General features: G+C 63.7%; 20 protein-coding genes and 1 tRNA gene. 15 read left to right on the top strand and 6 right to left on the bottom strand.

Features of this window, described 5'->3' with window-relative positions; translation table 11 throughout:
- Window positions 1-176: 176 nt before the first annotated feature.
- A complete protein-coding gene (locus LT40_RS06210; RefSeq protein ID WP_043187739.1) occupies window positions 177-2,213 on the top strand; it encodes an NADPH-dependent 2,4-dienoyl-CoA reductase in 2,037 nt (678 codons plus the stop codon).
- Window positions 2,214-2,275: 62 nt separating this feature from the next.
- Window positions 2,276-3,166 carry a 1-aminocyclopropane-1-carboxylate deaminase/D-cysteine desulfhydrase gene (locus LT40_RS06215; RefSeq protein ID WP_043187742.1) on the top strand — a complete coding sequence of 297 codons (891 nt, stop codon included), beginning with the start codon at window positions 2,276-2,278 and terminating at the stop codon, window positions 3,164-3,166.
- A 4-nt stretch (window positions 3,167-3,170) separates the two neighbouring features.
- On the opposite strand, the gene LT40_RS06220 is transcribed toward LT40_RS06215, so the two are convergent.
- Both LT40_RS06220 and LT40_RS06225 read right to left on the bottom strand, forming a co-directional pair.
- Entirely contained in the window at window positions 3,171-3,719 is a 549-nt protein-coding gene (locus LT40_RS06220; protein WP_043187746.1) for a cytochrome b, read from the bottom strand.
- 71 nt (window positions 3,720-3,790) lie between these two features.
- Window positions 3,791-4,738 (bottom strand): DUF1853 family protein, encoded by a 948-nt coding sequence (locus tag LT40_RS06225; RefSeq protein ID WP_043187747.1) that lies wholly within the window; start codon window positions 4,736-4,738, stop codon window positions 3,791-3,793.
- 167 nt (window positions 4,739-4,905) lie between these two features.
- Here LT40_RS06225 and LT40_RS06230 point away from each other — a divergent pair, with 167 nt between their 5' ends.
- The 7 genes from LT40_RS06230 (at window position 4,906) to LT40_RS06260 (ending at window position 12,748) form a co-directional block, all read left to right on the top strand.
- Entirely contained in the window at window positions 4,906-5,799 is an 894-nt protein-coding gene (locus LT40_RS06230) for an NAD(+) kinase (protein WP_043187749.1), read from the top strand.
- On the top strand, window positions 5,796-6,767 hold the full coding sequence (locus LT40_RS06235; protein WP_420329675.1) for a metallophosphoesterase: 972 nt from the start codon (window positions 5,796-5,798) through the stop codon (window positions 6,765-6,767). The genes LT40_RS06230 and LT40_RS06235 overlap by 4 nt, the downstream gene beginning before the upstream one ends.
- The gene (locus LT40_RS06240; RefSeq protein WP_043187756.1) at window positions 6,767-7,639 is read left to right on the top strand and encodes a rhomboid family intramembrane serine protease; all 873 of its coding nucleotides are present in this window, start codon (window positions 6,767-6,769) and stop codon (window positions 7,637-7,639) included. The genes LT40_RS06235 and LT40_RS06240 overlap by 1 nt, the downstream gene beginning before the upstream one ends.
- A 196-nt stretch (window positions 7,640-7,835) precedes the next feature.
- A complete protein-coding gene (locus LT40_RS06245; protein WP_043193362.1) occupies window positions 7,836-8,933 on the top strand; it encodes a carboxynorspermidine decarboxylase in 1,098 nt (365 codons plus the stop codon).
- A 27-nt stretch (window positions 8,934-8,960) separates the two neighbouring features.
- Window positions 8,961-10,205 carry a saccharopine dehydrogenase family protein gene (locus tag LT40_RS06250; protein ID WP_043187758.1) on the top strand — a complete coding sequence of 415 codons (1,245 nt, stop codon included), beginning with the start codon at window positions 8,961-8,963 and terminating at the stop codon, window positions 10,203-10,205.
- Window positions 10,206-10,492: 287 nt separating this feature from the next.
- The gene (locus LT40_RS06255) at window positions 10,493-11,590 is read left to right on the top strand and encodes an alpha/beta hydrolase (protein ID WP_043187762.1); all 1,098 of its coding nucleotides are present in this window, start codon (window positions 10,493-10,495) and stop codon (window positions 11,588-11,590) included.
- A 45-nt stretch (window positions 11,591-11,635) separates the two neighbouring features.
- The gene (locus LT40_RS06260) at window positions 11,636-12,748 is read left to right on the top strand and encodes a catalase family protein (RefSeq protein WP_043193365.1); all 1,113 of its coding nucleotides are present in this window, start codon (window positions 11,636-11,638) and stop codon (window positions 12,746-12,748) included.
- Between the two features lie 19 nt (window positions 12,749-12,767).
- On the opposite strand, the gene LT40_RS06265 is transcribed toward LT40_RS06260, so the two are convergent.
- The 3 genes from LT40_RS06265 to ydiJ form a co-directional block, all read right to left on the bottom strand.
- Complete coding sequence (locus LT40_RS06265; RefSeq protein WP_043187764.1) at window positions 12,768-13,934, bottom strand: PAS domain-containing sensor histidine kinase; 1,167 nt, start codon at window positions 13,932-13,934, stop codon at window positions 12,768-12,770.
- A complete protein-coding gene (locus tag LT40_RS06270; RefSeq protein WP_043187766.1) occupies window positions 13,931-14,746 on the bottom strand; it encodes an alpha/beta fold hydrolase in 816 nt (271 codons plus the stop codon). The genes LT40_RS06265 and LT40_RS06270 overlap by 4 nt, the downstream gene beginning before the upstream one ends.
- Window positions 14,747-14,841: 95 nt before the next feature.
- Window positions 14,842-17,820, bottom strand: a complete 2,979-nt coding sequence (ydiJ, locus tag LT40_RS06275) for a D-2-hydroxyglutarate dehydrogenase YdiJ (RefSeq protein ID WP_052393270.1) — start codon at window positions 17,818-17,820, stop codon at window positions 14,842-14,844.
- Window positions 17,821-18,064: 244 nt separating this feature from the next.
- Here ydiJ and LT40_RS06280 point away from each other — a divergent pair, with 244 nt between their 5' ends.
- The 3 genes from LT40_RS06280 (at window position 18,065) to LT40_RS06290 (ending at window position 20,655) form a co-directional block, all read left to right on the top strand.
- Window positions 18,065-18,970 (top strand): LysR substrate-binding domain-containing protein, encoded by a 906-nt coding sequence (locus tag LT40_RS06280; RefSeq protein ID WP_043187767.1) that lies wholly within the window; start codon window positions 18,065-18,067, stop codon window positions 18,968-18,970.
- 262 nt (window positions 18,971-19,232) lie between these two features.
- On the top strand, window positions 19,233-20,366 hold the full coding sequence (locus LT40_RS06285; protein WP_043187770.1) for a metallophosphoesterase: 1,134 nt from the start codon (window positions 19,233-19,235) through the stop codon (window positions 20,364-20,366).
- Between the two features lie 79 nt (window positions 20,367-20,445).
- Window positions 20,446-20,655, top strand: a complete 210-nt coding sequence (locus tag LT40_RS06290) for a hypervirulence associated TUDOR domain-containing protein (protein WP_043187772.1) — start codon at window positions 20,446-20,448, stop codon at window positions 20,653-20,655.
- Between the two features lie 132 nt (window positions 20,656-20,787).
- Here LT40_RS06290 and yghU read toward each other — a convergent pair whose 3' ends face one another.
- Window positions 20,788-21,627 carry a glutathione-dependent disulfide-bond oxidoreductase gene (gene yghU / locus LT40_RS06295; RefSeq protein ID WP_043187775.1) on the bottom strand — a complete coding sequence of 280 codons (840 nt, stop codon included), beginning with the start codon at window positions 21,625-21,627 and terminating at the stop codon, window positions 20,788-20,790.
- A 248-nt stretch (window positions 21,628-21,875) separates the two neighbouring features.
- Here yghU and LT40_RS06300 point away from each other — a divergent pair.
- From LT40_RS06300 to LT40_RS06310, 3 genes are all read left to right on the top strand, one after another.
- Window positions 21,876-21,950: transfer RNA gene (locus tag LT40_RS06300), tRNA-Gln, on the top strand.
- 306 nt (window positions 21,951-22,256) lie between these two features.
- On the top strand, window positions 22,257-24,833 hold the full coding sequence (locus LT40_RS06305) for a PAS domain-containing protein (RefSeq protein WP_420329683.1): 2,577 nt from the start codon (window positions 22,257-22,259) through the stop codon (window positions 24,831-24,833).
- 37 nt (window positions 24,834-24,870) lie between these two features.
- Window positions 24,871-26,112: a PrpF domain-containing protein gene (locus tag LT40_RS06310; RefSeq protein WP_052393272.1), complete on the top strand. Its 1,242-nt coding sequence runs from the start codon at window positions 24,871-24,873 to the stop codon at window positions 26,110-26,112.
- Window positions 26,113-26,140 lie beyond the last annotated feature (28 nt).

Here is a 26,140-nt window from a genome sequence, read left to right on the forward strand (position 1 = left end):
CTGGCTCCTGTTGGTGAATCCGCCCTAGGGTAGACGTCGCGTGCAGCATGATCAATGACTTGTCATTTCTGGTCATTGAGGCGGGCGTCTCGCGTCTCTACTGTTAGACACCCCCTGTGACCGAGCCCGCCGAACGAGGCTCTGCACGTACCCGTGATCCTGCCTGTGGAGATCCCATGGCCGCTGCTTCCTATCCTCATCTGCTGGCCCCGCTGGACCTGGGTTTCACCACCTTGCGCAACCGTAGCCTGATGGGCTCCATGCACACCGGTCTCGAGGAAAAGCCCGGTGGTTTCGAGCGCATGGCTGCGTATTTCGCCGAACGCGCGCGGGGCGGGGTGGGCCTCATCGTCACCGGCGGCATTGCGCCGAACGAAGAGGGCGGGGTGTATGCCGGGGCGGCCAAGCTCAGTACGTCCGAGGAAGCGCAGAAGCACACGCTCGTTACCCAGGCGGTGCATGCGGCGGGTGGCAAGATCTGTCTGCAGATCCTCCATGCTGGTCGCTATGCCTACAGTCCCAAGCTGGTGGCGCCAAGCGCCATCCAGGCGCCGATCAACCCGTTCAAGCCACACGAGCTGGATGAAGAAGGCATTCAGAAGCAGATCGCCGACTTCGTCGAATGTGCCCGACTGGCCCAGTCGGCCGGCTACGACGGGGTCGAGATCATGGGCTCCGAAGGTTACTTCATCAACCAGTTCCTGGCAGCCCACAGCAACCAGCGCAGCGATCGCTGGGGCGGCAGCTACGCCAATCGCATGCGGCTGGCGGTCGAGATCGTCAGTCAGGTGCGGCAAGCGGTCGGGCGCGAGTTCATCATCATCTTTCGTTTGTCCATGCTCGACCTGATCGAAGGCGGCAGCGTCTGGGAAGAGGTGGTCGAGTTGGCCCAGGCCATCGAGGCGGCGGGAGCCACCCTGATCAACACCGGTATCGGCTGGCACGAAGCGCGCATTCCGACCATCGCCACCAAGGTGCCCCGCGCGGCGTTCAGCAAGGTCACGGCCAAGCTGCGCACGGCGGTGCGGCTGCCGCTGATCACCACCAACCGCATCAACACACCGGAGGTGGCCGAGCGCATCCTGGCCGAGGGCGACGCGGACATGGTGTCGATGGCCCGGCCGTTCTTGGCCGACCCTGAATTCATCAACAAGGCCGCCGCCAACCGGGGCGACGAGATCAACACCTGCATCGCCTGCAACCAGGCGTGCCTGGACCACACCTTCGCCGGCAAGCTGACCAGCTGCCTGGTCAATCCGCGCGCCTGCCATGAAACCGAACTTAATTACCTGCCGGTGACCCAGGTGCGCAGGATTGCGGTAGTCGGTGCCGGGCCGGCCGGGCTGGCTGCCGCCACCGTGGCGGCCGAGCGCGGCCACGAGGTGACCTTGTTCGACTCGCAGGATGAGATCGGCGGGCAGTTCAACGTGGCCAAGCGCATTCCCGGCAAGGAAGAATTCAACGAAACCCTGCGCTATTTCGATCGCCGGCTGAAGCGGCTCGGCGTCGACGTGCGCCTTGGCACGCGGGTCGGTGTGGCTACATTGGCAGGCGGTGGTTTCGACGAGGTCATACTGGCCACGGGCATTGCGCCGCGGCTGCCGGACATCGAGGGAATCGACCATCCCATGGTGCTGGGTTATCTGGATGTGCTGCTGGAGCGGCGCCCGGTGGGGCAACGGGTGGCGGTGATCGGCGCCGGTGGCATCGGTTTCGACGTCAGCGAATTCCTGGTGCATCAGGGGCCATTCACCAGCCTCGATCGCGAGGCGTTCTGGAAGGAGTGGGGTATCGACCTGACGCTGCAGGCCCGCGGCGGTGTGGCTGGGGTTGCAGCGCACAGCCATGCGCCGGCGCGCGAGGTCTACCTGTTGCAACGCAAGGCGGGCAAGGTGGGCGACGGCCTGGGCAAGACCACTGGCTGGATCCACCGTGCCGGCTTGAAGAACAAGGGCGTGCGCATGGTCAATGCGGTCGAGTACCTGAAGATCGACGACGCCGGCCTGCACGTGCGCGTCGGTGATAGTGAGCCGCGGGTGCTGGCGGTGGACAACGTGGTGATCTGCGCGGGACAGGATCCGTTGCGCGAGCTCCAGCAGGGATTGCTCGATGCCGGGCAGCGTGTGCACCTGATCGGCGGCGCGGACGTGGCCGCCGAACTGGACGCCAAGCGTGCGATCGATCAAGGCTCGCGCCTGGCGGCGGTGCTGTAGAATGAGCAGCGCCGGGTCGGACCCGGCGCCGCTCATTTCTACCTCCCGCTTGTCAGGCAGCCATGCTTCTCGACCTACCGCGCGCACCGCTGCAACCCTTGCGATTGTCCTGGCTCACTGCGGCCGGGATCGAAGCCGCCGTGCTGCGGCTGGACCTCATCGATCCGCTGATCAGCGGTAACAAGTCGTTCAAGTTGCAGCATCACCTGCTGGCTGCTCAGGCCGCTGGCTGCAATGGCCTGATCAGCCTGGGCGGCGCCCATTCCAACCATCTGCATGCCCTGGCGGCCGCCGGCGTGCGCCTGGGGCTGCGCACGGTCGGCTTGCTACGCGGCCACAGCCAGGTCACGCCGACCGTGACCGACCTGCAGCGCTGGGGAATGGAGCTGCATTGGTTGGGTTACGAGGGGTATCGGCAGCGTCACCGGGAAGATTTCTGGGCGCCCTGGCAGGCGCGCTACCCGGATCTGCTACCCGTGCCCGAGGGCGGTGGTGGGTTGCTGGGGGCCAAGGGCTGCGCTGCCTTGCAGGTTCAGGCGCACGCGCAGCTGGCGGACATCGGTTGGGACGATTTCGACGCGTGGTGGCTGGCCGTGGGTACCGGTACGACGCTGGCCGGTATGGTCCTCGCCGAAGGCGGGCGCCGTTTGGTGTACGGAGCCATGGCAGTGGGGCCGAGGCATGGTGTGCATGAGCAGGTGAGCGCGCTGTGTGGCGACCACGGCTATACCTTGCTCGATGCCAGCCGTGGCGGCTTTGCCAGGATGGACAGTACGTTGCTTGCGTTCATGCAGGCCTGCGAGGACGAGGCAGGAATCCCTCTGGAGCCGGTGTACACGGCCAAGGCGCTGTGGGCGCTGCGCGAGGCGGTTGCAGCCGGTGTGTTGGTGGCAGGCAGGCGAGTGGTGTTCGTGCACACCGGAGGCCTGCAAGGGTGGCGCGCGGCGCCTTGAGGCTTCAGTCGCGCTTTGGCAGCATGCGGCGCAGGGTGTTGTCGCCTCGCAGGTAGTGATGGGCCAGGCCCAGTCCTGCGTGCAGAGCAATCAACCAGTAGCCCCAGCCAGCGATGCGCATGTGCCACTCCTGCAGGCGTCCTCCCAGGTCGCGGTCCTCGGCGATCAGGTGCGGCAACTCGATACCCCAGAACACGATGGGCCTGTTCTGCGCGCTGAGAATGAGCCAGCCCAGCAGCGGCAAACCGATCATCAGGGCATACAGGGCAGCGTGCATCAGGCTCGCCAGGCGCGTCTGCCAGACCGGCAGAGGCGGCACGATGCATGGCGTGGCACCCAGGCTTCGCGCCAGCAGGCGCAACCACACCAGCAGGCCCACGCTCAATCCGAGCATGAAGTGAAACTGCACGATCAGCGCACGCCCGCCACTGCCCCGCAGAAACTGCCCCCGCAACTCGATGCAGGCATAGGTGGCAGCCAGCAGAACCAGCATCGACCAGTGCAGGGCGATCGACAGGCTGCCGTAACGTTCGTGGGTGTTTCTCCAGGTCATGGGGCGACTACTCGAGCGGTCATGCACAGGGTATCGGGCCGGCACTGGACATCTTTAGCCGGCCCGGGGGATCACACGCCTGGTAGCGCTGGCCAGGGGTCGGCGACCAGGAAGACCCTCTCGGCTTCCTGCCAGTCACCATGAGCGTCGTGGGTCAGACGCACGAGCATCTGCGCGGCGGCGAGTGGGTCCAGTTGCTGCAGCCAGGCGTTGAGCTGGTCGGGTGCCCAGGCGTCGGCGGCAGCGAGGCGAGCCGGTGCCAGCCAGGCATCGCGCGGCAGCGGATGCCAGCGCCCGTCTGGGCGTTGCTCGACGAAGGTCGGCCAGTCGCGCTGATGCACCCAGCGTCCGCGCAAGTGGTCGGGGTGGGCATGTTCGGGCGCACTCGCTGCACCTGGCCAGGGGTAGAACAGGTAGCCGGCCAGCCACAGGTGGGCGTCGAACCGTTCTATGCCCAGTTCCTGCAATGCCTCGCGGCCTTGGCTGGATGTGGAGATGGGCAACTGGTGCTCGGTCAGGTGGTTGAGCTTGCGACCCAGACGATCCTGAGTATTGGGGCCCAGCCATTGGAAGGCGTCGTGGCCATCGGCGGCCACCGGCCCCAAATATAGCTTGATGGCCAGTTCCAGGTGATGCACGCCGTCGCGGTCGCGGATCACCATGTCGAGTTCGCCCAGGGTGTGCCCGCCACTGCGGATCGGCAGGTTGGCGGCCAGCAGCTCGATACCGGGCGCCTGGTGCAGGGCGAATTGCCACAGGCGCTCGTAGTACAGGCCCAGGCGCCGGGTGGGGGCTTGGGCCAGCCAGTCGAGCAGCGGCTGGCTGGCGTCGTCCTGCGCCTGCAGCCAGGCTTGCACCTGCTCGGGCCGTTCGGCCCAGATGCTGCCGGCCAGTGGGTGACGTTGCGGCCACGGCGCAGTGTGCAGCAGCGGTGGGGCGAGGATGACCCACGCCAGATCGCGTACCTGAGGCTGGCGCAGGTGGCGCGGAAAGTCGGCAAGGGCGGCGAATGGATTCATGGAACGATCCCGGTCAATGGCGCGGTGGCTGAAAGGGTTTTGTGCGGCAACGGCTTTACTCCATAATCCAGATCCGTATTTGTGTCCGCAACCGCTGGTTGCGCGACAGCGTTGTGGAATGTGCCTGGCGCATCCCAATAGCCAGAACAGACCCGAGCAGGAGCCTCATGGAGCAATTTCGCAATATCGGTATCATCGGCCGCCTCGGCAGCTCGCAGGTGCTCGATACCATTCGCCGCCTCAAGCGCTTCCTGCTCGACAGGCACATGCACGTCATTCTCGAGGACACCATCGCCGAAGTGCTGCCCGGCCACAACCTGCAGACCTCGTCGCGCAAGATGCTCGGCGAAGTCTGTGACCTGGTGATCGTGGTCGGCGGCGACGGCAGCCTGCTGGGCGCGGCACGGGCGTTGGCGCGGCACAACACCCCGGTGCTGGGGATCAACCGCGGCAGCCTGGGCTTTCTCACCGACATCCGCCCCGACGAGCTCGAAGTGAAAGTCGCCGAGGTGCTGGATGGGCACTACCTGGTCGAGAACCGCTTCCTGCTCGAGGCCGAAGTGCGCCGGCATGGCGAGGCCATCGGCCAGGGCGATGCGCTCAACGATGTGGTGCTGCACCCGGGCAAGTCGACCCGCATGATCGAGTTCGAGATCTACATCGACGGTCAGTTCGTCTGCAGCCAGAAGGCCGACGGTCTGATCCTGGCCACGCCGACCGGCTCGACCGCCTACGCACTGTCGGCGGGCGGGCCGATCATGCACCCCAAGCTCGATGCGATCGTGATCGTGCCCATGTACCCGCACACGCTTTCGGGGCGGCCGATCGTGGTCGATGGCAACAGCGAGATGAAAATCGTTGTCTCAAAGAACATGCAGATCTATCCGCAAGTCTCATGTGATGGCCAGAACCACTTTACCTGTGCTCCGGGCGATACCCTCACGGTGCGCAAGAAATCGCAGAAACTGCGTTTGATCCACCCGCTGGACCACAATTATTACGAAGTGTGCCGGACCAAACTCGGCTGGGGCAGCCGGCTCGGCAACACCGGAGGCGATTGATGCTCGACCCGGCGCGAAGTTATGACCTGATCGGCGATGTGCACGGCTGCGCGCACACGCTTGAACATCTGCTCGACAGGCTGGGCTATCACAAGCAGGGCGGCGTCTGGCGCCATACCTCGCGCCAAGCGTTGTTTCTTGGCGACATCATCGATCGCGGGCCACGGATCCGCGAGTCCCTGCACATCGTCCATGACATGGTCGAGGCCGATCAGGCGCGTTGCATCATGGGCAATCATGAGTTCAACGCCTTGGGCTGGAGCACACCGGCCATGCCCGGTAGTGGCAAGCAGTACGTACGCGAGCATGTGCCGCGGCACGAACGCCTGATCCAGGCCACGCTGGATCAGTTCGCCCAGCATCCCGGCGACTGGCATGATTTTCTTGGCTGGTTCTACGAGTTGCCGTTGTTCCTGGACGCCGGGCGTTTTCGCCTGGTGCACGCGTGTTGGGACGCCGGCTTGATCGAGCCATTGCGTCGCCAGCACCCAGATGGCTGCATCGACGCCCATTTTCTCCAGGCGTCGGCGGTCAAGGGCAGCTTCGCCTGCCAGGTGTTCGACCGCCTGCTGCGTGGCACTGACATGCGCCTGCCCGGTGGCCGCACTCTGACCGGCGCGGATGGCCTGAGCCGCGCATTCTTTCGGACCAAGTTCTGGGAAGACGATCCGCAAACCTACGGTGATGTGGTATTCCAGCCCGACGCGCTGCCGGACGAGGTCGCCTGCGCGCCGTTGAGCCCCGAGCAGAAGAGCGCCTTGCTGCGCTACGGAGTCGACGAGCCATTGCTGTTCGTCGGCCACTACTGGCGCAGCGGGCGACCGGCGGCGATACGGCCGAACCTGGCGTGCCTGGACTACAGCGCGGTGCTGTACGGCAAGCTGGTGGCGTACCGTCTGGATCACGAAACCCGAATCGATCCGCGCAAGTTCGTGTGGGTCGATGTCGAGCGCCCGGAGGCGATCTGATGAGTGCTGTCGTTGTATTGCGTCTGCCTTTGAGCACCGACCTGAGTGGCTTTGTGGGCTTGCTGCGGCGTCTGAAAGTGCCGCATCGGGTCAGTGAAGAGCAGGGCAGCCAGGTTTTGTGGGTGCCCGACGAGCGTCTGGCCCATGATATCCGCGACCTGTACCAGCGCTACCCCGAGGGCAACGCGCAAGTCGATCCTGAGCTGATGGCCCGGCATGCGCCGGTGCGCGGGCCGGGTTTCGTCCAGCAGCTCAAGGCCAGCCCGGCCACGGCAGCGGTGCTCCTGGCGTGCCTGGTGGTGGCGGGGTTGACCTTGCTGGGAGAAAACCTGGGCAATATGCGCTGGTTGACCTTCCTCGATTTCCAGGTGCAGGGCGAATACCTCTATTTCACGCCTTTGGCCGATACCCTGGCCAGTGGCCAATGGTGGCGCTTGTTCACTCCCATGCTGATCCATTTTGGCCTGCTGCACCTGGCGATGAACGCCTTGTGGTACTGGGAGCTGGGGCGGCGTATCGAGGCGTTGCAGGGGCGGATCAACTTGCTGGGCCTGACCCTGTCGTTCAGCTTGGTGTCCAACGTGGTTCAGTACCTGGTCAGTGGGCCGAGCCTGTTCGGCGGGTTGTCGGGCGTGCTGTATGGCCTGTTGGGGCATTGCTGGCTGTACCAGTGGCTGGCGCCCAACCCGATCTATCGCCTGCCACGCGGCGTGCTGGTCATGATGCTGGTGTGGCTCGGGCTGTGCCTGAGTGGGCTGGTGAGCGTGCTGGGCTTTGGTGAGATCGCCAATGGTGCGCATGTCGGCGGCCTGCTGATCGGCTGCGCCACTGGCCTGATCGGCGGCCTGCTGGCCCGGCGCAAGTCCCGGTAATCGCGTCACGGCCGGACGCGGCTCGCACACCCCTGTAGCAGCGGCGCGAGCCGCGTCGGCGGTGTATGCGGTGTGTCCGATGTCGCGGTCGGTGGGGTGGCATCGCGTGGAAATCCGGCGGCTGCTCTTTCGGTCTGGGGTAACTGAAGGCACAATGCGGGTCCTTTTTTTGGCTGGCCATGCCGGGGGCCTCGAAATGATCAATACGCCGTACTACCTCATCGACAAACAGAAGCTCCTGGGCAACCTGGAAAAGATCGCCTACGTGCGCGAGCAGTCCGGGGCCAAGGCGTTGCTGGCGCTCAAGTGCTTCGCCACCTGGTCGGTGTTCGACCTGATGGAGCAGTACATGGACGGCACCACATCGTCCTCGCTGTACGAGCTCAAGCTGGGTCGGCAGAAGTTTGCCGGTGAGACCCACGCCTACAGCGTGGCCTGGGCCGACGACGAGATCGAAGAGATGCTCGCCAACTGCGACAAGATCATCTTCAACTCGATCGGCCAGCTGCAGCGTTTTGCCCAGGCTTCCCAAGGCAAGACCCGTGGCTTGCGAGTCAACCCGCAGGTGAGCAGCTCCGACTACCTGCTGGCCGACCCGGCGCGTCCGTTCAGCCGCCTGGGCGAATGGGACCCGGCCAAGGTCGAGGAAGTGATCGAGCAGATATCCGGCTTCATGTTCCACAACAACTGCGAGAACGGCGACTTCGCCCTGTTCGACAAGATGCTGGGGACCATTGAGGAGCGCTTCGGCCACCTGCTGCACAAGGTGCAGTGGGTCAGCCTGGGCGGCGGGATTCATTTCACCGGCGAAGGTTACGCACTGGACGACTTCTGCGCCCGGCTCAAGGCCTTTTCGCAGAAGTACGGCGTGCAGGTGTACCTGGAGCCCGGTGAGGCGGCGATCACCAACAGCGCATCGCTGGAAGTCACCGTGCTCGACACCCTCTACAACGGCAAGCACCTGGCTGTTGTGGACAGCTCGATCGAAGCGCACATGCTCGACCTGCTGATCTACCGGCTCAATGCCAAGCTGGCGCCCAGCAGTGGCGAACATACCTACATGGTGTGCGGGAAATCCTGCCTGGCCGGCGACATTTTCGGCGAATACCCGTTCGAGCGTCCGTTGGCCATCGGCGATCGCCTGTCGTTCGTCGATGCCGCCGGTTACACCATGGTCAAGAAGAACTGGTTCAACGGCTTGAAGATGCCGTCCATCGTAGTGAAACAACTCGACGGTACAGTCGAGGTGGTACGTGAGTTTGGTTTCGAAGACTACCTGTCCAGCCTTTCGTAAGCGGACAGCCGAGGAGAAGTGAATAAATTGAAGAAGAACGTTCTTATCATTGGTGCAGGAGGTGTCGCCAAGGTGGTGGCCCACAAGTGCGCGCAGCACAACGATGAACTTGGTCGTATTGCCATCGCGTCGCGCAACATCTCCAAATGCCAGGCCATCATCGACAGCGTCAAGGCCAAGGGCAGCCTCAAGCAGCCCGCCGACATCAAGGCGTTCGCACTCGATGCGCTGGATGTCGAGGCGACCAAGGCGCTCATTTTGCAGACCGAATCGCAGATCGTCATCAACGTCGGTTCCGCGTTTCTGAACATGTCGGTGCTGCGCGCCTGCATCGATACCGGCGTGGCCTACCTGGACACCGCCATCCACGAGGAGCCGGGCAAGGTCTGTGAAACCCCGCCCTGGTACGGCAACTACGAGTGGAAGCACCTGGAAGAGTGCCGGGAGAAGAACATCACCGCCATTCTGGGCGTGGGTTTCGATCCGGGCGTGGTCAATGCCTATGCCGCACTGGCGCAGCAACAGCATTTCGATCGCATCGATTCGATCGATATCCTCGACGTCAATGCCGGCTCCCACGGCAAGTATTTCGCCACCAATTTCGATCCGGAAATCAATTTCCGCGAATTTACCGGGCAGGTCTGGAGTTGGCAGAACAGCCAGTGGACCAGCAACACCATGTTCGAAGTCAAGCGCACAGACGATCTGCCAGTGGTGGGTTCGCAGAACCTGTACCTGACCGGGCATGACGAAGTGCACTCGCTGTCGAAGAATCTCGATGTGCCCAACGTGCGTTTCTGGATGAGCTTCGGCGAGCACTACATCAATGTGTTCACGGTGCTGAAGAATCTCGGCCTGCTGTCCGAGCAGCCGGTGAAGACCGCCGAAGGGCTGGAAGTGGTGCCACTCAAGGTGGTCAAGGCGGTACTGCCCGATCCTTCGTCGCTGGCACCGGGGTATACCGGCAAGACCTGCATCGGCGATCTGGTCAAGGGCAGCCGCAATGGGCAGCCGCACGAGGTGTTCATCTACAACGTCGCGGACCATGAAGAGGCCTACGCCGAGACCGACAGCCAGGGCATTTCCTACACGGCGGGTGTACCACCCGTGGCTGCAGCCCTGCTGGTTGCCCGCGGCGAGTGGGATGTGCAGCGCATGGCCAACGTCGAAGAGCTGCCAGCCGAGCCGTTCCTCAAGGCGCTCGACGCCATGGGCCTGCCGACGCGCATCAAGGACGCCTCCGGCGACCGCGCCTGGGACGCCATCGCGTAACCCTGCGGGACAGGCCCTTCTGTAGCTGCGCTGTGGGAGCGGTCTTTGGCCGCGAATTGGACACTGCGGTGCATCAGGCAATTCACGGCGTTCTTTTCGCGGCCACTGACCGCTCCTACTAGAGACAGGCAGCGGTGATAACCACGCGGCTTGCGCCGCTGCTACAGGGGTGGCGGTATTTTGCGCAGGACCGTTGGTCCGGCCCTGTGCGGGAATTTTGGAACATCAAGTTGCTATCAGTGGCCTGATATTTTGTAACGTTCCTATTCCCGTCCGAGGCACCAACAATGATCAAGACAGACCGAAAGTGGGCAATTGCACTGTGCGCGGCTGGCGTAGCACTGGCGTTGAGCGGTTGCGCTCGCGACCCGGAAAAACGTTCCGTCTCCGAGCTGGCTGTCAGCGGCACCAAGAGCATGTTCCGTACCGACTCGGACATGCAGACTGTCCTCAATAAATTCGCCAGCTTCGATGCCAAGGCCGTGGAAAAGATCACGGCGGTCGAAGCACGGCAGCAACCGACCATCGCCGACGCCGTGAAAGGCGTGCTCGTCGATGAAAAGCGCGACACCACGCCTACCGCTCTGGTCCCAGGCGTGACGACCCGTGACATCACCGTGCCCGGCGCGGCGGGTGCGTTGCCAGCCACCGTCTACACCCCCGAAGGCGCCGGCCCGTTCCCGGTGGTCCTGTATTTCCACGGTGGCGGCTGGGTGTTCGCCGATCGCAAAGTCTATGACGGCGGCGCCCGCGGGATCTCCAAGCAAGCCAACGCCGTGGTCGTGTCCGTCGACTACCGCCGCGCTCCCGAGAACAAGTTTCCTGCGGCCCATGACGATGCCCTGGCTGCCTATCGTTGGCTGAGCAAGAACGCCTCCGCCGTCAATGGTGATGGCAAGCGCCTGGCGCTGGCCGGTGAGAGCGCTGGTGGCAACCTGGCTGTGGCCACCGCCGTCGCCGCGCACAAGGCCGGCCTGACCGAGCCCAAGCACGTGCTGTCCGTGTACCCGGTGGCGCAGTCCAACACCGAGACCGAGTCCTATCGCAAGTATGCCGATGCGATGCCGCTCAATCGTCCGATGATGCTGTGGTTCATCGACAACGTGACCAAGGGCCCGGCAGACGCCAAAGATCCACGTATCGACCTGGTTCACGCCGACTTGAAAGGTCTGCCCCCGGTCACCGTGATCAATGCTGAGATCGACCCCTTGCGTGACGATGGCGCACAGCTGGAAAAAGCGCTGCGTACGGCGGGTGTCAGTGTTGAACGCGAGGTCTACCCTGGCGTGACTCACGAGTTTTTCGGCACCGCAGCGGTGGTGAAGAAAGCCGAGGAAGCCCAGATGTATGCAGGCGAGCGTTTGAAGGCCGACTTGGCCAAATAATAAAAACCAGCGTGATAACCGTACGACCTGAGCAGAGGCATGCACATGAGCCATTCTTTGGATAATCCGTTGCCGGAAAATCGGTTGACCGTCACGCCGCTGGAATTCCAGCCTTCATTCGAGCAAGTGCCCGATGACGAGGAGGAGACCAACCGCGAGCTGACCGAGGTGATGCGCAGTATTCTGGACACGACGTTCGAAGACGGCGGCCACGCGTTGCGTGGTGTGCATGCCAAGGCTCATGGATTGGTTCGAGGCCACATCACGGTGCTCGAGGGCCTCCCTGCGCCGTTGGCACAAGGGGCTTTTGCGGTTCCGGGCACGCTGCCTGTGGTCATGCGCTTTTCCACCAACCCGGGCGATCTGCTCGACGACAAGGTCTCGACCCCCAGGGGGTTGGGCTTGAAGATCGTCGGCGTGCAGGGCGCACGTTTGCCGGGCAGTGAAGGTGATGTGACCCAGGATTTCGTCATGCAGAACGCCAAGGCGTTCACTGCGGCCACACCCAAGGCTTTTTTGAAGAGCCTCAAGTTGTTGGCCAAGACGACCGACAAGGGCCCTGGCCTGAAGAAGGCGTTTTCGGCGCTGCTGCGAGGCGTGGAGTCGGTGATCGAAACCATGGGCGGTGAGAGCGGTACGCTGAAGAGCATGGGCGGGCATCCGCTGACCCATGTGCTCGGTGAAACCTTCAACACCGTTGTGCCGTTTCTCTATGGTAATCACTACGCCAAGCTGGCCGTGGTGCCCGTGGCACAGTCGCTGACCGATTTGACCGATCAACCGGTCGATCTGGACGGTAAACCGGATGGCCTGCGCGAAGCGGTCACCCAGTATTTTGCAAACCAGGGGGGTACGTGGGAAGTGCGTATCCAGCTGGCGACCGACCTTGAACAAATGCCCATCGAGGATGCGTCCAAGGAGTGGTCTGAAGAGTTGAGCCCTTTCGTTACCGTTGCACGTATCGAAGTGCCGGCTCAAGCCGCCTGGACCGATGAGAGCATTCAAGCGATCAACGAACAGATGTCGTTCAGCCCTTGGCATGGCCTGGCGGCGCACCGTCCGTTGGGCGGCGTCATGCGCGTGCGCAAACCGACCTACGAGATGTCTGCAGGCTTTCGCGGCAAGCACAATGGTTGCCCGATCCATGAGCCTCGTTGAGGTCTCTTGGGCGCGGTCGTCAGCCGGCTGAGGCGTATGCCGGAAAACGGGTGGTGAAGGTGGTTCCGGCCAACGCGCTGGAAACCACCTCGACGACACCCCCATGCGCCTTGGCAATTTCGCTGACGATGAACAGGCCCAGGCCGACGCTGCGCACCTCTCGGCCCAGTTCCGAGCCGCGTGTCATCGGTGAAAAAATCGAACCCAGCTCAGCCTCGTCGATGGGCTCACCCACGTTGTGCACGGCAATTTCGACCGTGCCTTGGGCGGCCGACACGCGCACTTCGACAGGGCTGGTGCCGTCGCCGTAGGTCATGGCGTTGGCCACCAGATTGCCCAGCAGTTGAGCCAGGCGGTCTGCGTCCGCGTGGCAGAACAGGGCCTCGTCGCTTGCACTGAAGACGATATCCCGGTGTGGATAGAGCAAGCGCAGCGAACCGACGGCGGCGGCAATGGCGCGATCCAGTTGTACCGGTGCGCGATTCACAGCCAGGCCCTGGCCGATGCGCGCCTGGGTGAAATCCAGAAGATCGTTGATCAAACGCTGGGAGCGCGCGGTCGCCTCACCGATGTGGCTGAGCATGGTGCTCTGCCGCTCGGTCATGTCCAGCGAGCGCAGGTACTGCGCGGCCATGGACACGACTTGCAACGGATTGCGCAGGTCGTGGCTGACGATGCCTATCATCTGTTCGGCAAATAGCGCGCGGTCGACAGCCAGTTCGCGCTGGCGATTGAGCTCGCGTTCGAGTACCACGTGGCGCTGCAGGGCATCCTCGGCCTGGCGCTTGGCCTGCAGCAACTCCTGTTCGAACCGAATCCGGTCGGCAACGATGAACGCCGATACCTCGTCGAACACCTGGCCCTGATGCTCGCGGCGTCCGGCATTGAGCACCATGGGCGTGACCTTGCCGTCGGCGGTGAGGAAGTCCAGCTTGACCTCGGTGATGGAGCGCTGCATTACCAGCAATGGCATCCAGTGGGTCTGGTAGAAGATGCGACCGCCCACGGTGAGCAATTCCTGCAGCTTGCGCACGCCAACCAGTTGCTCATGGGTGTAGCCCAGCCAGTGGCAGAAGGTCTGGTTGACCTTGAGGATCAGGCCTTTGTCGTTGGTGAGCACCAAGGCACAGGGGGCCTGCTGATAGAGCGCTTCGGCATCCGGGATGCCCACGGCCTCGACACTCATGCGCTCAGGTGGCCGCAGGTGTGCATCAGGAATGTCTGGATGGCGTCGATGCAGGCGGCAGGCTGGCTCAGGTGTGGGCAGTGGCCTTCGTTCTCGATGACCACCATGCGGCAGTCAGCGATTACACCGGTCAGGTACTCGCCAACGGCCCTGGGTGCGATGAAGTCGTCCGAAGACTGGAGCACCAGCACCGGCCCGCTCAATTCGCGTACATCCGCGCGACTGTCGCTGAGGAAGGTCACGCGGGCGAAGCGCTTGGCGATGTCCGGGTCGGTCTGGCAGAAGCTGTTGGTCAGCTCGGCGCCCAGTTCCGGCTTTTCAGGGTTGCCCATGATGCTCGGCGCCATCGCACTGGACCAGCCCAGGTAGTTGTTTTCCAGGGTCGAGAGCAGGGCGTCGATGTCCTCGCGGGTGAAGCCGCCGGGGTAGTCGAGGTCGTTGATGTAGGAAGGCGAAGGGCCGACCATCGCATGGGCACCGATCAGTCCGGGGCTGAGGTTGGCGGCCATGGCACCTGCCATCGCGCCGACCGAATGACCCACGAACACCACCGGGCCCTCACCGAATTCCCGGATGATCTCGACGATGTCGCGAGCGTAGCCTGCCAGTGTCGAGTACTTTTCGGCATCGTAGGCGCTGACGTCCGATTTGCCGCAGCCGACCATGTCGAACAGCACCGTTCGGTAGCGCCCGGCAAACGCCGGCTCGACCAGTCGCCACATGTTCTGGTCGCAGCCGAACCCATGGGCGAATACCAGCGTCAGCGGCCCTTGGCCTTTAACCACTACATTGTTGCGAGCCTGGACGGACATCCGTGGAATTCCTGTTTGAGCAAGCGAGCATGCGCGGGTGATTAGCCGGCTAGTCTACCCGAGCATAGCCGCCAGCGTCAGGCTCGCCAACGTTCTCAAACGGTGTTTTTTCTCACGTGCTCGAGCAGGGCCTGAAGCGGGTGACGGACCGTGTGACCTTCTTCACGCTTGACCTGGCTGCGGCACGAGTAGCCGTCGGCGAGCAGATTGCCAGTGCCTTGGTAGCGGGCCAGCAGCGGTTGCCAGGACTGCCCATAGATGACCTTGGAAGTCGCGACGTTGCGCGCTTCATGGCCATAGGTGCCGGACATCCCGCAACAGCCGCTGGCGAGTACCTGCAAGGTCGCCCCCAGGCGGCTGAAGACTTGTTGCCAATGGGTGATGCTGTTCGGCTCGTTGGTTTTCTCGGTGCAGTGCGGCAACAGCTGGTAGACCCCGCCGGTCCCAGGCTGTTCGGTCTGTGGCAGCACCTGGGCCAGCCACTCCTGGGGCAACAGCACGGTGGGGGCCTGCTCCTGGCCCAGGGTCTTGGCGTATTCCTGGCGATACACCAGGGTCATCGCCGGGTCCAGGCCCACCAGCGCAATGCCGCTGGCCTGGAGCTGGCGCAGCGACTGCGCGTTGTGCCGGGCGGCCTTGTCGAACGCCCCGAGGAAGCCCTGCACCTGCAATGGCTTGCCGTTGGCGGCGAAGGGCGCCAGGTAGATATCGAAGCCCAGCCGCGAGATCAGCTCCAGCCAGTCGGCCATGACCGGTGTGTCGAAGTAGCGGGTGAAAGCATCCTGCACCAGGATCACGCTGCGCTGGCGTTGCTCGGCGGTCAGCCGGGCGAGGCGGTCGGCGGTCGCCGCGCGCACGTTCCAGTCCCGGCAGTGGGCATTGAAGTCGACCAGGCTGAGCAGCGGGCTGTCGACCATGCCCGCGACGTGCTGCAGCGCCTGACGCACCGGGGTAAAGGACATCACCGCGTTGTAGGCGCGGGGGAAACGCGCCAGGTATGGAATGCTGAATTCCAGCGAACCGATCAAGTAATCCTTCAGCGGGCGCAGGTAGCGACCGTGGTAGAGCTGCAGAAAGCGCGCGCGGAACTCCGGCACGTTGACCTTGACCGGGCATTGCCCCGCGCACGACTTGCAGGCCAGGCAGCCCGCCATGGCGTCGTACACCTCGTGGGAAAAGTCGTCGCGGCCCATGCGCCGGGCCAGGCTGTTGCGGGCACGCTGGAACAGGCTGCCACTGGCGCTGTGCAACACGTTGGCCCCGTGCAGGCCCTGCAGGCGCAACCATTCGCGGATCAGTGAGGCACGCCCCTTGGGTGAATGGATACGGTTGCGCGTGGCTTTCCACGACGGACACATGGCGTCGTTCGGGTCGAAGTTGTAGCACGCGCCGTTGCCATTGCAATGCAGCGCGCTGTCGTAGCTCTGCCAGACCCGCTCGTCGATGCTGCGGTCCAGCTCGCCACGCAGGGTCACTTCATCGACCTGGGTCAGGCGCGCGTCGGCGACACTGGCTGGCGTAGCGATCTTGCCGGGATTGAGCTGGTTGAACGGATCGAAGGCGGCCTTGAGCGCTTGCAGCGCCGGGTACAGTTCGCCGAAGTACTCGGGCACGTATTGCGAGCGCAGGCCCTTGCCGTGTTCGCCCCAGAGCAGGCCACCGTGCCGCTGGGTGAGCGCCGCGACCTCGTCGGAAATGGGCCGGATCAGCGCGGCCTGGCGCGGGTCCTTCATGTCGAGGATCGGCCGCACGTGCAGCACGCCGGCATCGACATGGCCGAACATGCCGTACTGCAAGCCATGACCGTCGAGCAAGGCACGGAACTCGCCGATGTAGGCCGCCAGGTTCTGCGGTGGCACGGCGGTGTCCTCGACGAACGGCTGCGGCCGCGCTTCGCCCTGGACGTTGCCGAGCAGGCCCACGGCGCGTTTGCGCATGGCGTAGACGCGGCTCACCGCCAGGGCGCCGACTGCCAGGGTGTGGCCAAGGCGCTGCACCGTGGTGTCCTGCTGCAGGTGGACGATGAACTGCTCGACTCGCTGCTCGACCACGCTCAGGTCGTCGCCGCTGAATTCCACCAGGTTGATGCCCAGGGTCGGCGCCTGTGCGTCGGTGGGAAAGTATTCGGCCACGCCATGCCAGACGATGTCGTTCATGGCCAGCAGGAGGACCTTGGAGTCGACGGTTTCGATCGACAGCGGCTGGTGCGCCATCAAGGCATTGGCGTCGTTGAGCGCGTCCATGAAGCCGGCATAGCGCACATTGACCAGAATGGAATGCCTGGGGATCGGCAGCACGTTGAGCTTGGCCTCGACGATGAAGCCCAGTGAGCCTTCCGAGCCGCACAGTACGCTGTTGAGGTTGAAGCGGCCGTCGGCCTCGCGCAGGTGGGCCAGGTCGTAGCCGGTAAGGCAGCGGTTGAGTTTGGGGAAGACCGCGTCGATCAGTTCGGCCTGCTCGTCGGCGATGGTTGCTGCGCACTGATAGACCTCGGCGATGCGGCCGTCGCCCGCGCGGTTGGCTTGTAACTGCGACGCTTCCAGGCTGTGACTGTGCAGGCGCTCGCCACCCAGCAGCAGGGTGGTCAGTTCCAGCACATGGTCGCGTGTCTTGCCGTAGGTGCAGCTGCCCTGGCCACTGGCGTCGGTGTTGATCATGCCGCCGATGGTCGCGCGGTTGGAGGTCGACAGCTCGGGGGCGAAGAACAGCCCGTGGGGTTTGAGAGCAGCGTTGAGCTGGTCCTTGACCACACCACTCTGCACCCGCACCCAACGCTCTTCGACGTTGATCTCCAGCACCTGGTTCATGTGCCGGGACAGGTCCACCACCAGGCCATCGGTGAGCGACTGGCCGTTGGTGCCGGTGCCGCCGCCGCGCGGGGTCAGCACCACAGCACGGTGTTCCGACTGGCTGGCCAGGCGAGCGAGCACTTGCACATCGGCCTCGTCTCGGGGAAACACGGCGGCCTGGGGGCGGCGCTGATAGATCGAGTTGTCGGTGGCCAGCACCGTGCGCATGCCGTAGTCCTCGACGATCTCGCCTTGGAAACCTGCGTTTGCAAGTTCGCGCAGCAGAGCCTGGTAGGGCGCATGGGGGCTTTCTGGCGGGACAGTTCGGCGATCATGGCAGTCGGGATCCGGCGTGAGAGATCAATGTGCATTCGAAATGCGCAGGCTGGTAACAGCCAGAGCGGATGACGGTCGGGTAGGCGGTTATGACCGTCCTGGCCCTTGTAACATGACGTGTAGGGACGTATTTTCACCAACACGGGGCAACCTGGCAAACGTATATCCTTCGTTCTTTGCATGAGCTCCATGAATGAACCCCAGACGGCTTACCCCCTCCATGTCATTGCTGTTGGCGTTCGAAGCAGCCGGCCGCCACGGCAGTTTCACCCGCGCGGCGGCTGAGCTGGCCCTGACCCAGAGCGCGGTGAGCCGGCAGGTGCAGGCACTCGAGGCACTGCTGGAAGTGGCCTTGTTCAGGCGCGACGGCAAGCGTATCGAGTTGACCGCGGCGGGCGCCTTGTACCAGCACGAACTGGCGGGGGCCCTGGCGCGCATCCGTGGCGCTACCCTGCAGACCATTTCCCACCGCAGCGAAGCCGATACGTTGCACCTGGCGGTGCTGCCGACGTTCGCATCCAAGTGGCTGCTGCCGCGGATGGGCGACTTCTACGGCCGTCACCCCGGCAGCCTTGTCCATATTCATTCGCGGATCGTGGGTGGTGACCTGTCCCAAGGCGCACAGGACATGAGCGCGATCATCTGCGCGGGGTCGGGGCAGTGGCCGGGCTATGTGGCGCACCGGCTGCTCTCGGAGAAACTGGTGGTGGTGGCCAGCCCCAAGGCCATGCCCGCTCATGCCCAGGTGTCGGTGCAGGACGCCGCCCGGCAATTGTTGCTGGGCGTGGTGTCGCGCCCCCACGCGTGGTCCGACTGGTTCGCCAGTGTCGGCCTGGTCGGTTCGTCGACCCTACGCCTGGGGCCGAGCTTCGAGCACACCGCGCATCTGATTCAGGCGGTCATTGCCGGGATCGGCATCGGCCTGGTGCCGCGCATTCTAGTGCAGGACGAAATCGCCCAGGGCGAGTTGGTGACCCTGTTCGAGCCCATGGAAAGCGGTCGCGGGTATTACCTGGCGTATCCCACCCACAATCAGCAACTGCCGTCGCTGGTGGCCTTCCGCGAGTGGTTGCTGTCCATTCCGTTTCCAGACAGTTGACGATCAGCAGTCCCAGCATCGCAGAGGGCTTTGGTACCGACACGATATGTTCGTCTGGAGATGCCCTGTGGGAGCGGTCCTCGGCCGCGAAAAAGGTACCGCAGAGCAGCAGTCGATCCGCGAAGCTCTTTTCGCGGCCGCTGACCGCTCCCACGGAGATTGGCAGAGGGGCACGCTGCGTCTGCACACGTTCTGTAGCAACTCACTGACAAACCATCGAAGGGGCCGGCTGTCAGAGTGCCACTGACCATGAGGAATAGCCGTGTTTCATATCTATGCGACTGTCGCTTTTCTGTACGTTGCGCTGCGTTTCGTCTACCCGTTGCCCCTGGCCGCAGGCTGGCGTTTGCTGATCGGTCTGGTACTGCTCGCGGCCTCCAAGTACCACATGCTGATCCTGGCGTTTACCGGGACCATGTACTCGCCTGAAGTGCCGTACTGGGTGGCCTATTCAGCTGGATGGGCCTTCACGGCATTCGCCTTGCTGTTCGTCTTCGTGCTGCTGCTCGACGTGGGCATCCTAGTGACTCGTCTGGCCCGTCGCCGCGCCTTGCCTCGCCATGCCCTGGCCAGATGGCGCTATGCCGTGGCCGCGCTGGCGGTGGCTGTCTCAGGCTTCGGTGTGGCCCAGGCCACTCGCGTGCCGGAAGTGCGTCAGGTCGAACTGCAGATCCCTGGGCTGGCGCCGGCAATGGACGGCTTCCGGCTGGTGCAACTGTCCGACCTGCACATCAGTGTGCTGTTTCCCGAGCCTTGGGTGGAAGCGGTGGTCAAGCGCAGCAACGCCCTGGCGCCAGACCTGGTGGTGATCACCGGTGACCTCATCGATGGCACCTTGCAGGCGCGCGCCACGGATGTGAGGCCTCTGGCGCAGCTGCGTGCCCGTGCTGGCGTGATCGCGATCCCCGGCAATCATGAATACTATTTCGGCAACGAAGGCTGGATGGCCAAGTTTCGCGAGGCGGGCATGCACAGCCTGATCAATCAGCATGAGGTGATCGATGACGCCCGCGGGCAACTGGTCATCGCCGGTATCACCGACAAGGTCGCCACCCAGTATGGCGGCAGTGCGCCGGACCTGGACCTGGCCCTGCGCGGGGCTCCGGCGAATGTGCCGATCGTGCTGCTCAACCATCGCCCGGCCGGTATCGATCAAGCGATCGCCGCCGGGGTCGACCTGCAGCTTTCCGGACACACCCATGGCGGCATGATCCGTGGATTCGATCAAGTGGTGGCCAAGGCCAACGAAGGGTTCGTTTCAGGGCTTTATCGTCGTGCCGGGCTGCAGCTGTATGTGAGCAATGGCAGCGGCTTGTGGAACGGCTTTCCGATCCGTTTGGGCGTGCCTTCGGAGATCACCGAGTTCACCCTGCGTGCGGCGCCGTCCGGGCAGTGAATCGGCAAGTGGAGGGAATCAATGAGGCGTGCCGTACTCATTTGCTTGAGAGGTTTTTCATCACATGAGGAGTCAGACGATGAGCAATGCATTCAAGGTCGGTGATGCGGTGCGCTGGAATTCCGAAGCGGGGGAGATCCACGGCAAGGTGACCAAGGTTCATGTCAAGGATGTTGAATTCATGGGCAAGCACCGCCCGGCGTCCAAGGACGAGCCGCAGTACGAGGTCAAGAGCGACAAGACCGGGCATTCGGCCCTTCACCATGGCGATGCATTGCACAAAGCATGAACCCCTTCTACGCCGCCGTGTAGCAGCGGCGCAAGCCGCGTCGGCGTCACATGCGAAGTGTCAGGCGTATTGCGGTGGGGCCGGACGCTGCTTGCGCCGCTGCTACAGGGGCGGTGCAAGCCGGGGGTTGGGTTATTTGAAGTCGGCGGCGCTATGGCGCTCGGGGACTTGGGTCGCTTCATCGCCCCAGGTGCGGTTGACGCGTTGGCCGCGCTGCACGGCGGGGCGTTGGGCGATTTCTTCGGCCCAGCGTTGCAGGTGGGTGTATTCCTCGACCGCCAGAAATTGCGCCGCGTCGTACAGATTGCCGCGCACCAGTTGCCCGTACCAGGGCCAGATGGCGATGTCGGCCAGGGTGTACTCGTCACCGGCGATGTAGCGCGCCTGTGCCAGGCGCTTGTCCAGCACATCCAGCTGACGCTTGGCTTCCATGGTGAAGCGATTGATCGGGTATTCCAGCTTTTCCGGCGCATAGGCATAGAAATGCCCGAAGCCGCCACCCAGATAGGGTGCCGCACCCATCTGCCAGAACAGCCAGTTCATGGCCTCGGTACGCGCTACGACGTCGGTGGGCAGGAACTCGCCGAACTTCTGCGCCAGGTACAGCAGGATGGAGCCTGATTCGAACACCCGCACGCCGGCACCTTCACTGTGATCCACCAGTGCCGGGATCTTCGAGTTCGGATTGATCTCGACGAACCCGCTGGAGAACTGATCGCCTTCGCCGATGCGAATCGGCCAGGCGTCGTACTCGGCGTCGGCGTGGCCCAGTTCCAGCAGTTCTTCGAGCATGATGCTCACCTTGACGCCGTTGGGGGTCGCCAAGGAATACAGCTGGAACGGGTGCTTGCCTACGGGCAGGGTCTGCTCATGGGTGGCGCCAGCGGTGGGGCGGTTCGTCTTGGAAAACTGGCCGCCGGATTCCGCGTCGTGTGTCCAGACCTTGGGCGGGACGTAGGGAGTAGGGCTCATGCAGTGTGCCTCCTGGTGTGCTCGGCGATGCGCGCTGGGCGCGGGAAGTGTGCGATGAAGATAGGACTTGGCGCAGGCCCTGACAGTTCATCCAGTTGGGTCTGGTAACTGAGAGCAATACTGCTGGAAAGCAACCAGCTGTTTTTCAAGAATATTTATTGCAATTGGGGTTTCCTGTCGGAAAGAAACCTGATAAATTCCCGCTCGTTCATGCAGAGGCCAGCAACTGGCTTTCTTGCACCGGATACAGGGGCGTCGCCAAGCGGTAAGGCAGCAGGTTTTGATCCTGCCATGCGTTGGTTCGAATCCAGCCGCCCCTGCCATTATTCCCGTCACATGAACCCACTTCTCTTCTTGCAACTCCCTCCCCGCTTTTATTAGCCTGCCCGTTCTTCAGTGCAACAGCATCTATTGATAACATCCGAAATGTCCGACAGCGACAGGCGGCGAAGTCGAGACCGATGGTTTTTTTCAGCAGCGCTCGTTGCGGGAACTGTGCTGCCGGCCCAAGGCCTAACTGGCACAATGAAGTAACAGGTCGATATCACCCTGACAGGGTCGTGGGAGGCGTTCTGAATCACACCACAAACGTGGCAAATGTGTCCCAGGTCGAGCGGCTCCGCCGGCTGATGGAAGCGGCTGGTTTCAACCTGCACGACGCACAGACCCAGAGCGCGCTGGAACAACTGCAAGCCTCGATTGCGCATTCTACCGTCGCCACCAGTGATGCCGAACGCCTGTCGCAAGCCGACAGCCAGGCCCGTGAACGCGCGGCGCTCGAAAGCTTCAAGGAAACCCAGGAACGTTACCGCCTGGCCGTCAAGGCCACCAACGATGCAATCTGGGATTGGGACCTGAGCGGCAACCATGTGGTGTGGAACGAGGCCCTCGAGCAAGCCTATGGTCACCCCCTGGCCTTGGTCGAGCCGACCGGCGACTGGTGGATCGAGCATATCCACCCCGACGACCGTGCGCAGGTCGATGAGTCCATTCATGCCGTGATCGACGGCAGTCAGTCGGCCTGGTCCGGCGAATACCGGTTTCAGCGCCATGACGGGACGTTCGCCGAGGTGTTCGACCGAGGACATGTCATCCGCAATGCCCAGGGCCAGGCAGTGCGCATGATCGGCGCCATGCTCGACCTGACCCGAGTGCGCGCTGCCGAAAGCGCGCTACGGCAGAGCGAGGAGCGCTTCCGCAAGATTCTGGAGACCATCGAGTCGGCGTTCGCCATCGTCGAAGTCAAGTTCGACGCCCAGGACAAACCGGTCGACTACTGTTTCCTCGAAGCCAACCCGGCTTTCGAACGTCAGGCCGGTGTCAACCTGCGCGGTCGCTGGGTGACCGAATTCGCACCCGACCTGGAACAGTTCTGGTTCGACACCTATGGCCATGTGGCCAAGACCGGCGAGCCGGCCACTTTCGAGAACTACGCCGAGGCCTTCAAGCGCTGGTTCGACGTGCGCGCGGTAAAGGTCGGTCCTGCCGACGAACGCAAGATCGCCGTGATTTTCAGCGACGTCACGGAGCGACGCAACGCCCAGGAACGCCTGCGCGTCAGCGAGGCCGTGGCGCGCGAGAACGTCGAGCGGGTCCAGTTGGCGTTGGCCGCCGGCGCGATCATCGGCACCTGGCATTGGCACCTGCCGACCGATCGTTTTGCGGTCGACGAGGGGTTTGCCGCTGCGTTCGGTCTTGATCCAAAACTGGGTCGCGAGGGCTTGAGCCTGGAAACCGTCGTGGCCACCGTGCACCCCGATGACCGCGAAGGGCTCAGTGCGGCCATTGCCGAGGTGATCCAGCGCGGCGGCAGTTATTCCCATCAGTACCGCGTGCGCCGGGCCGACGGCCATTACTACTGGATCGAGGCCAATGGCCGTGTCGAAAACGACGCCGAGGGCAAGCCGCTGCGTTTTCCAGGCGTGCTGATCGACGTCGAGGCGCGTCGCTCGGTCGAGGCCGAGCGCGATCGCGCCCTGTCGGCGCTGCGTGCGCTCAACGACACCCTCGAACAGCGCGTGACCGAGCGCACGGTCAAGTTGATCCAGGCCGAAGAGAAGCTGCGCCAGTCGCAGAAGATGGAAGCGGTGGGCCAGCTCACCGGTGGCCTGGCCCATGATTTCAATAATCTGCTGGCCGGCATTTCCGGCGCGCTCGAGTTGATGAGCACGCGCATCGCCCAGGGCCGCTGGATGGAAACCGACAAGTACATCAGCACCGCGCAGGGCGCCGCCAAGCGCGCGGCGGCGCTCACGCACCGGTTGCTGGCCTTTTCCCGCCGCCAGACGCTCGATCCGCGCCCCACCGACGTCAACGCGCTGATGGAAGGCATGACCGAGCTGATCCAGCGCACGGTCGGGCCCAGCATTCGCGTCGAAACGGTTGGTGCCACCAACCTGTGGACGACGCTGGTGGATGTCAGCCAGCTGGAAAATGCCCTGTTGAACCTGTGCATCAATGCCCGCGATGCCATGCCCGATGGCGGGCGCATCACCATCGAAACCGCCAACCGCTGGATGGACCGCGAGGCTGCACGCAGCTACGACATTCCCGAAGGGCAGTACCTTTCGGTCAGTGTGACCGACACCGGTACCGGCATGTCCCCCGACGTCATCGCCAAGGCATTCGACCCCTTCTTCACCACCAAGCCGATCGGTCAGGGTACGGGCCTTGGCCTGTCGATGATCTACGGCTTCGCCAAGCAGTCGGGTGGCCAGGTGCGGATCTACTCCGAGGTGGGGCAGGGCACGACCTTGCGCATCTACCTGCCACGCTACTACGGCGAGGTCGACGACGAAGTGCCGGAGACCCGCGAGTCGCTGGCTGCGGCGGCCCATGCCGGGGAAACCATCCTGATCGTCGACGACGAGCCAACCGTGCGCATGCTGCTCAACGACGTGCTGGGCGATCTGGGCTACACCTTGATCGAGGCGGCCGACAGCCTGGCGGGCCTTAAACTTCTGCAGTCGGATGTTCGTATCGATCTGTTGATCAGCGACGTCGGGCTGCCGGGCGGCATGAACGGTCGGCAGATGGCCGATGCCGGGCGCGAGGTGCGGCCCGATCTCAAGGTGTTGTTCATTACCGGCTACGCGGAAAATGCCGCGATCGGCAATGGCTACCTCGGCCCGGACATGCAGGTCTTGACCAAGCCGTTCGCCATGGACACCCTGGCGTCCAGGGTCCGCGAGTTGATGGCGCCCTGACCCTTACCCGGTGCGGCGGGCCCTACAGGAGTTGTCGATGAACGATGTCATCCTCGCTGGCGCAGGACTGGAAAGCGGCTGGCATTCGCGGCGCAGGCTTGGCGCGGTCGAGGTTCCAGTGCATTACATGCGCGGCGGGACGTCGACCGGGGTGGTGCTGTGGGAGCCGCTGCTGCCGGCCGATATGGCATTGCGCGAGCAACTGTTGCGTCACCTGATGGGCGTGCCCAGTTCAGGCAGCCAGCCGGGCAACCGCCAGATCACCGGCCTGGGCCGTGGCCCGGCCACCAGCAACAAGGTGTTCGTGATGAACACCGAACGCGTGGATGGCCAGCTGCGTCTGGTCAGCACCCTGGCGCAACTGGCCAGCGACCATGCCGAGGTCGACTGGAGCGTGAACTGCGGCAACATGTCCAGCGCGCTGTTGTTGTGGGCCCTGGACATGGGTTTGCTGGAAGCCGCGGCCGATGGCGTCTGCGAAGTCGATATCCGCAACACCAACACCGGTGTCATCACCACGGCGCGCATGCAGCGCGATGCACAGGAGGGCTTTCTCCTGGCGCGGATTCCCGGCGTGATGGGCGACTACCCTGCGGTCGACCTGTTTCTGCATGCGCCGGTCGGCAACAAGACCGGCGCCTTGCTGCCAACGGGCGCGGTGGTCGACAACGTGGCCGGCATCGACGTCTCCTGCGTGGACGTGGCAGTGCCCATGGTCATCGTCGAGGCCCGCAGCCTGGGCAAGACCGGTCATGAACCCGTTGCCGCGCTCGCAGCCGATGCAGCGTTCATGGCGACGCTGCGCACGCTGTGGACCCAGGCCGGATTGAAGATGGGACTGCGCCGCAAGGACGGTGTGCTCATGACCGAGGACGAACTGGCGCGCAGCGAAACCATCCCCAAAATCTGCATCGTCGCCGCGCCGCGCGAGGGCGGCCATATTGCCGTGCGCTACTTCACGCCGCAGACCGGCCACGCCTCCATGGCGGTGTCCGGCGGCTGCTGCTTGGCGGCAGCCTGCCTGATCCCGGGTACCACCGCCCACCGCGTCGCCACCGACATCGCCGTCCCCGGCGCGGCGTTCGCGGACATTCACGTCAGCATCGAAAACCCTGCCGGGCGCCTGGACACCACCGTGGTCGCCGCACTGGACGACCGCCACCTGCAGATTCGCAGCGCCGCCTACCGCCGCAGCACACAGATACTCATGCGTGGCCATGTGCCGTTGTATGGCGCTTCGGGTGAGCTGCAAGAAGCCTTGCTCGCCAGCCAGCGGTAATTCACCGGGTCCCGAGAGACCCGGCGAA

Origin of the sequence: Pseudomonas rhizosphaerae, from assembly GCF_000761155.1 — a bacterium.
Taxonomy (GTDB): domain Bacteria; phylum Pseudomonadota; class Gammaproteobacteria; order Pseudomonadales; family Pseudomonadaceae; genus Aquipseudomonas; species Aquipseudomonas rhizosphaerae.

Coding starts and splice junctions, on each gene's coding strand:
- LT40_RS06280 (WP_043187767.1), top strand. CDS start 18,065: ATGAACCCCAGACGGCTTACCCCCTCCATGTCATTGCTGTTGGCGTTC.
- LT40_RS06215 (WP_043187742.1), top strand. CDS start 2,276: ATGCTTCTCGACCTACCGCGCGCACCGCTGCAACCCTTGCGATTGTCC.
- LT40_RS06310 (WP_052393272.1), top strand. CDS start 24,871: ATGAACGATGTCATCCTCGCTGGCGCAGGACTGGAAAGCGGCTGGCAT.
- LT40_RS06220 (WP_043187746.1), bottom strand. CDS start 3,719: ATGACCTGGAGAAACACCCACGAACGTTACGGCAGCCTGTCGATCGCC.
- LT40_RS06255 (WP_043187762.1), top strand. CDS start 10,493: ATGATCAAGACAGACCGAAAGTGGGCAATTGCACTGTGCGCGGCTGGC.
- LT40_RS06265 (WP_043187764.1), bottom strand. CDS start 13,934: ATGAGTGTCGAGGCCGTGGGCATCCCGGATGCCGAAGCGCTCTATCAG.
- LT40_RS06290 (WP_043187772.1), top strand. CDS start 20,446: ATGAGCAATGCATTCAAGGTCGGTGATGCGGTGCGCTGGAATTCCGAA.
- LT40_RS06245 (WP_043193362.1), top strand. CDS start 7,836: ATGATCAATACGCCGTACTACCTCATCGACAAACAGAAGCTCCTGGGC.
- LT40_RS06240 (WP_043187756.1), top strand. CDS start 6,767: ATGAGTGCTGTCGTTGTATTGCGTCTGCCTTTGAGCACCGACCTGAGT.
- LT40_RS06305 (WP_420329683.1), top strand. CDS start 22,257: ATGGAAGCGGCTGGTTTCAACCTGCACGACGCACAGACCCAGAGCGCG.
- LT40_RS06210 (WP_043187739.1), top strand. CDS start 177: ATGGCCGCTGCTTCCTATCCTCATCTGCTGGCCCCGCTGGACCTGGGT.
- LT40_RS06225 (WP_043187747.1), bottom strand. CDS start 4,738: ATGAATCCATTCGCCGCCCTTGCCGACTTTCCGCGCCACCTGCGCCAG.
- LT40_RS06230 (WP_043187749.1), top strand. CDS start 4,906: ATGGAGCAATTTCGCAATATCGGTATCATCGGCCGCCTCGGCAGCTCG.
- yghU (WP_043187775.1), bottom strand. CDS start 21,627: ATGAGCCCTACTCCCTACGTCCCGCCCAAGGTCTGGACACACGACGCG.
- LT40_RS06260 (WP_043193365.1), top strand. CDS start 11,636: ATGAGCCATTCTTTGGATAATCCGTTGCCGGAAAATCGGTTGACCGTC.
- LT40_RS06270 (WP_043187766.1), bottom strand. CDS start 14,746: ATGTCCGTCCAGGCTCGCAACAATGTAGTGGTTAAAGGCCAAGGGCCG.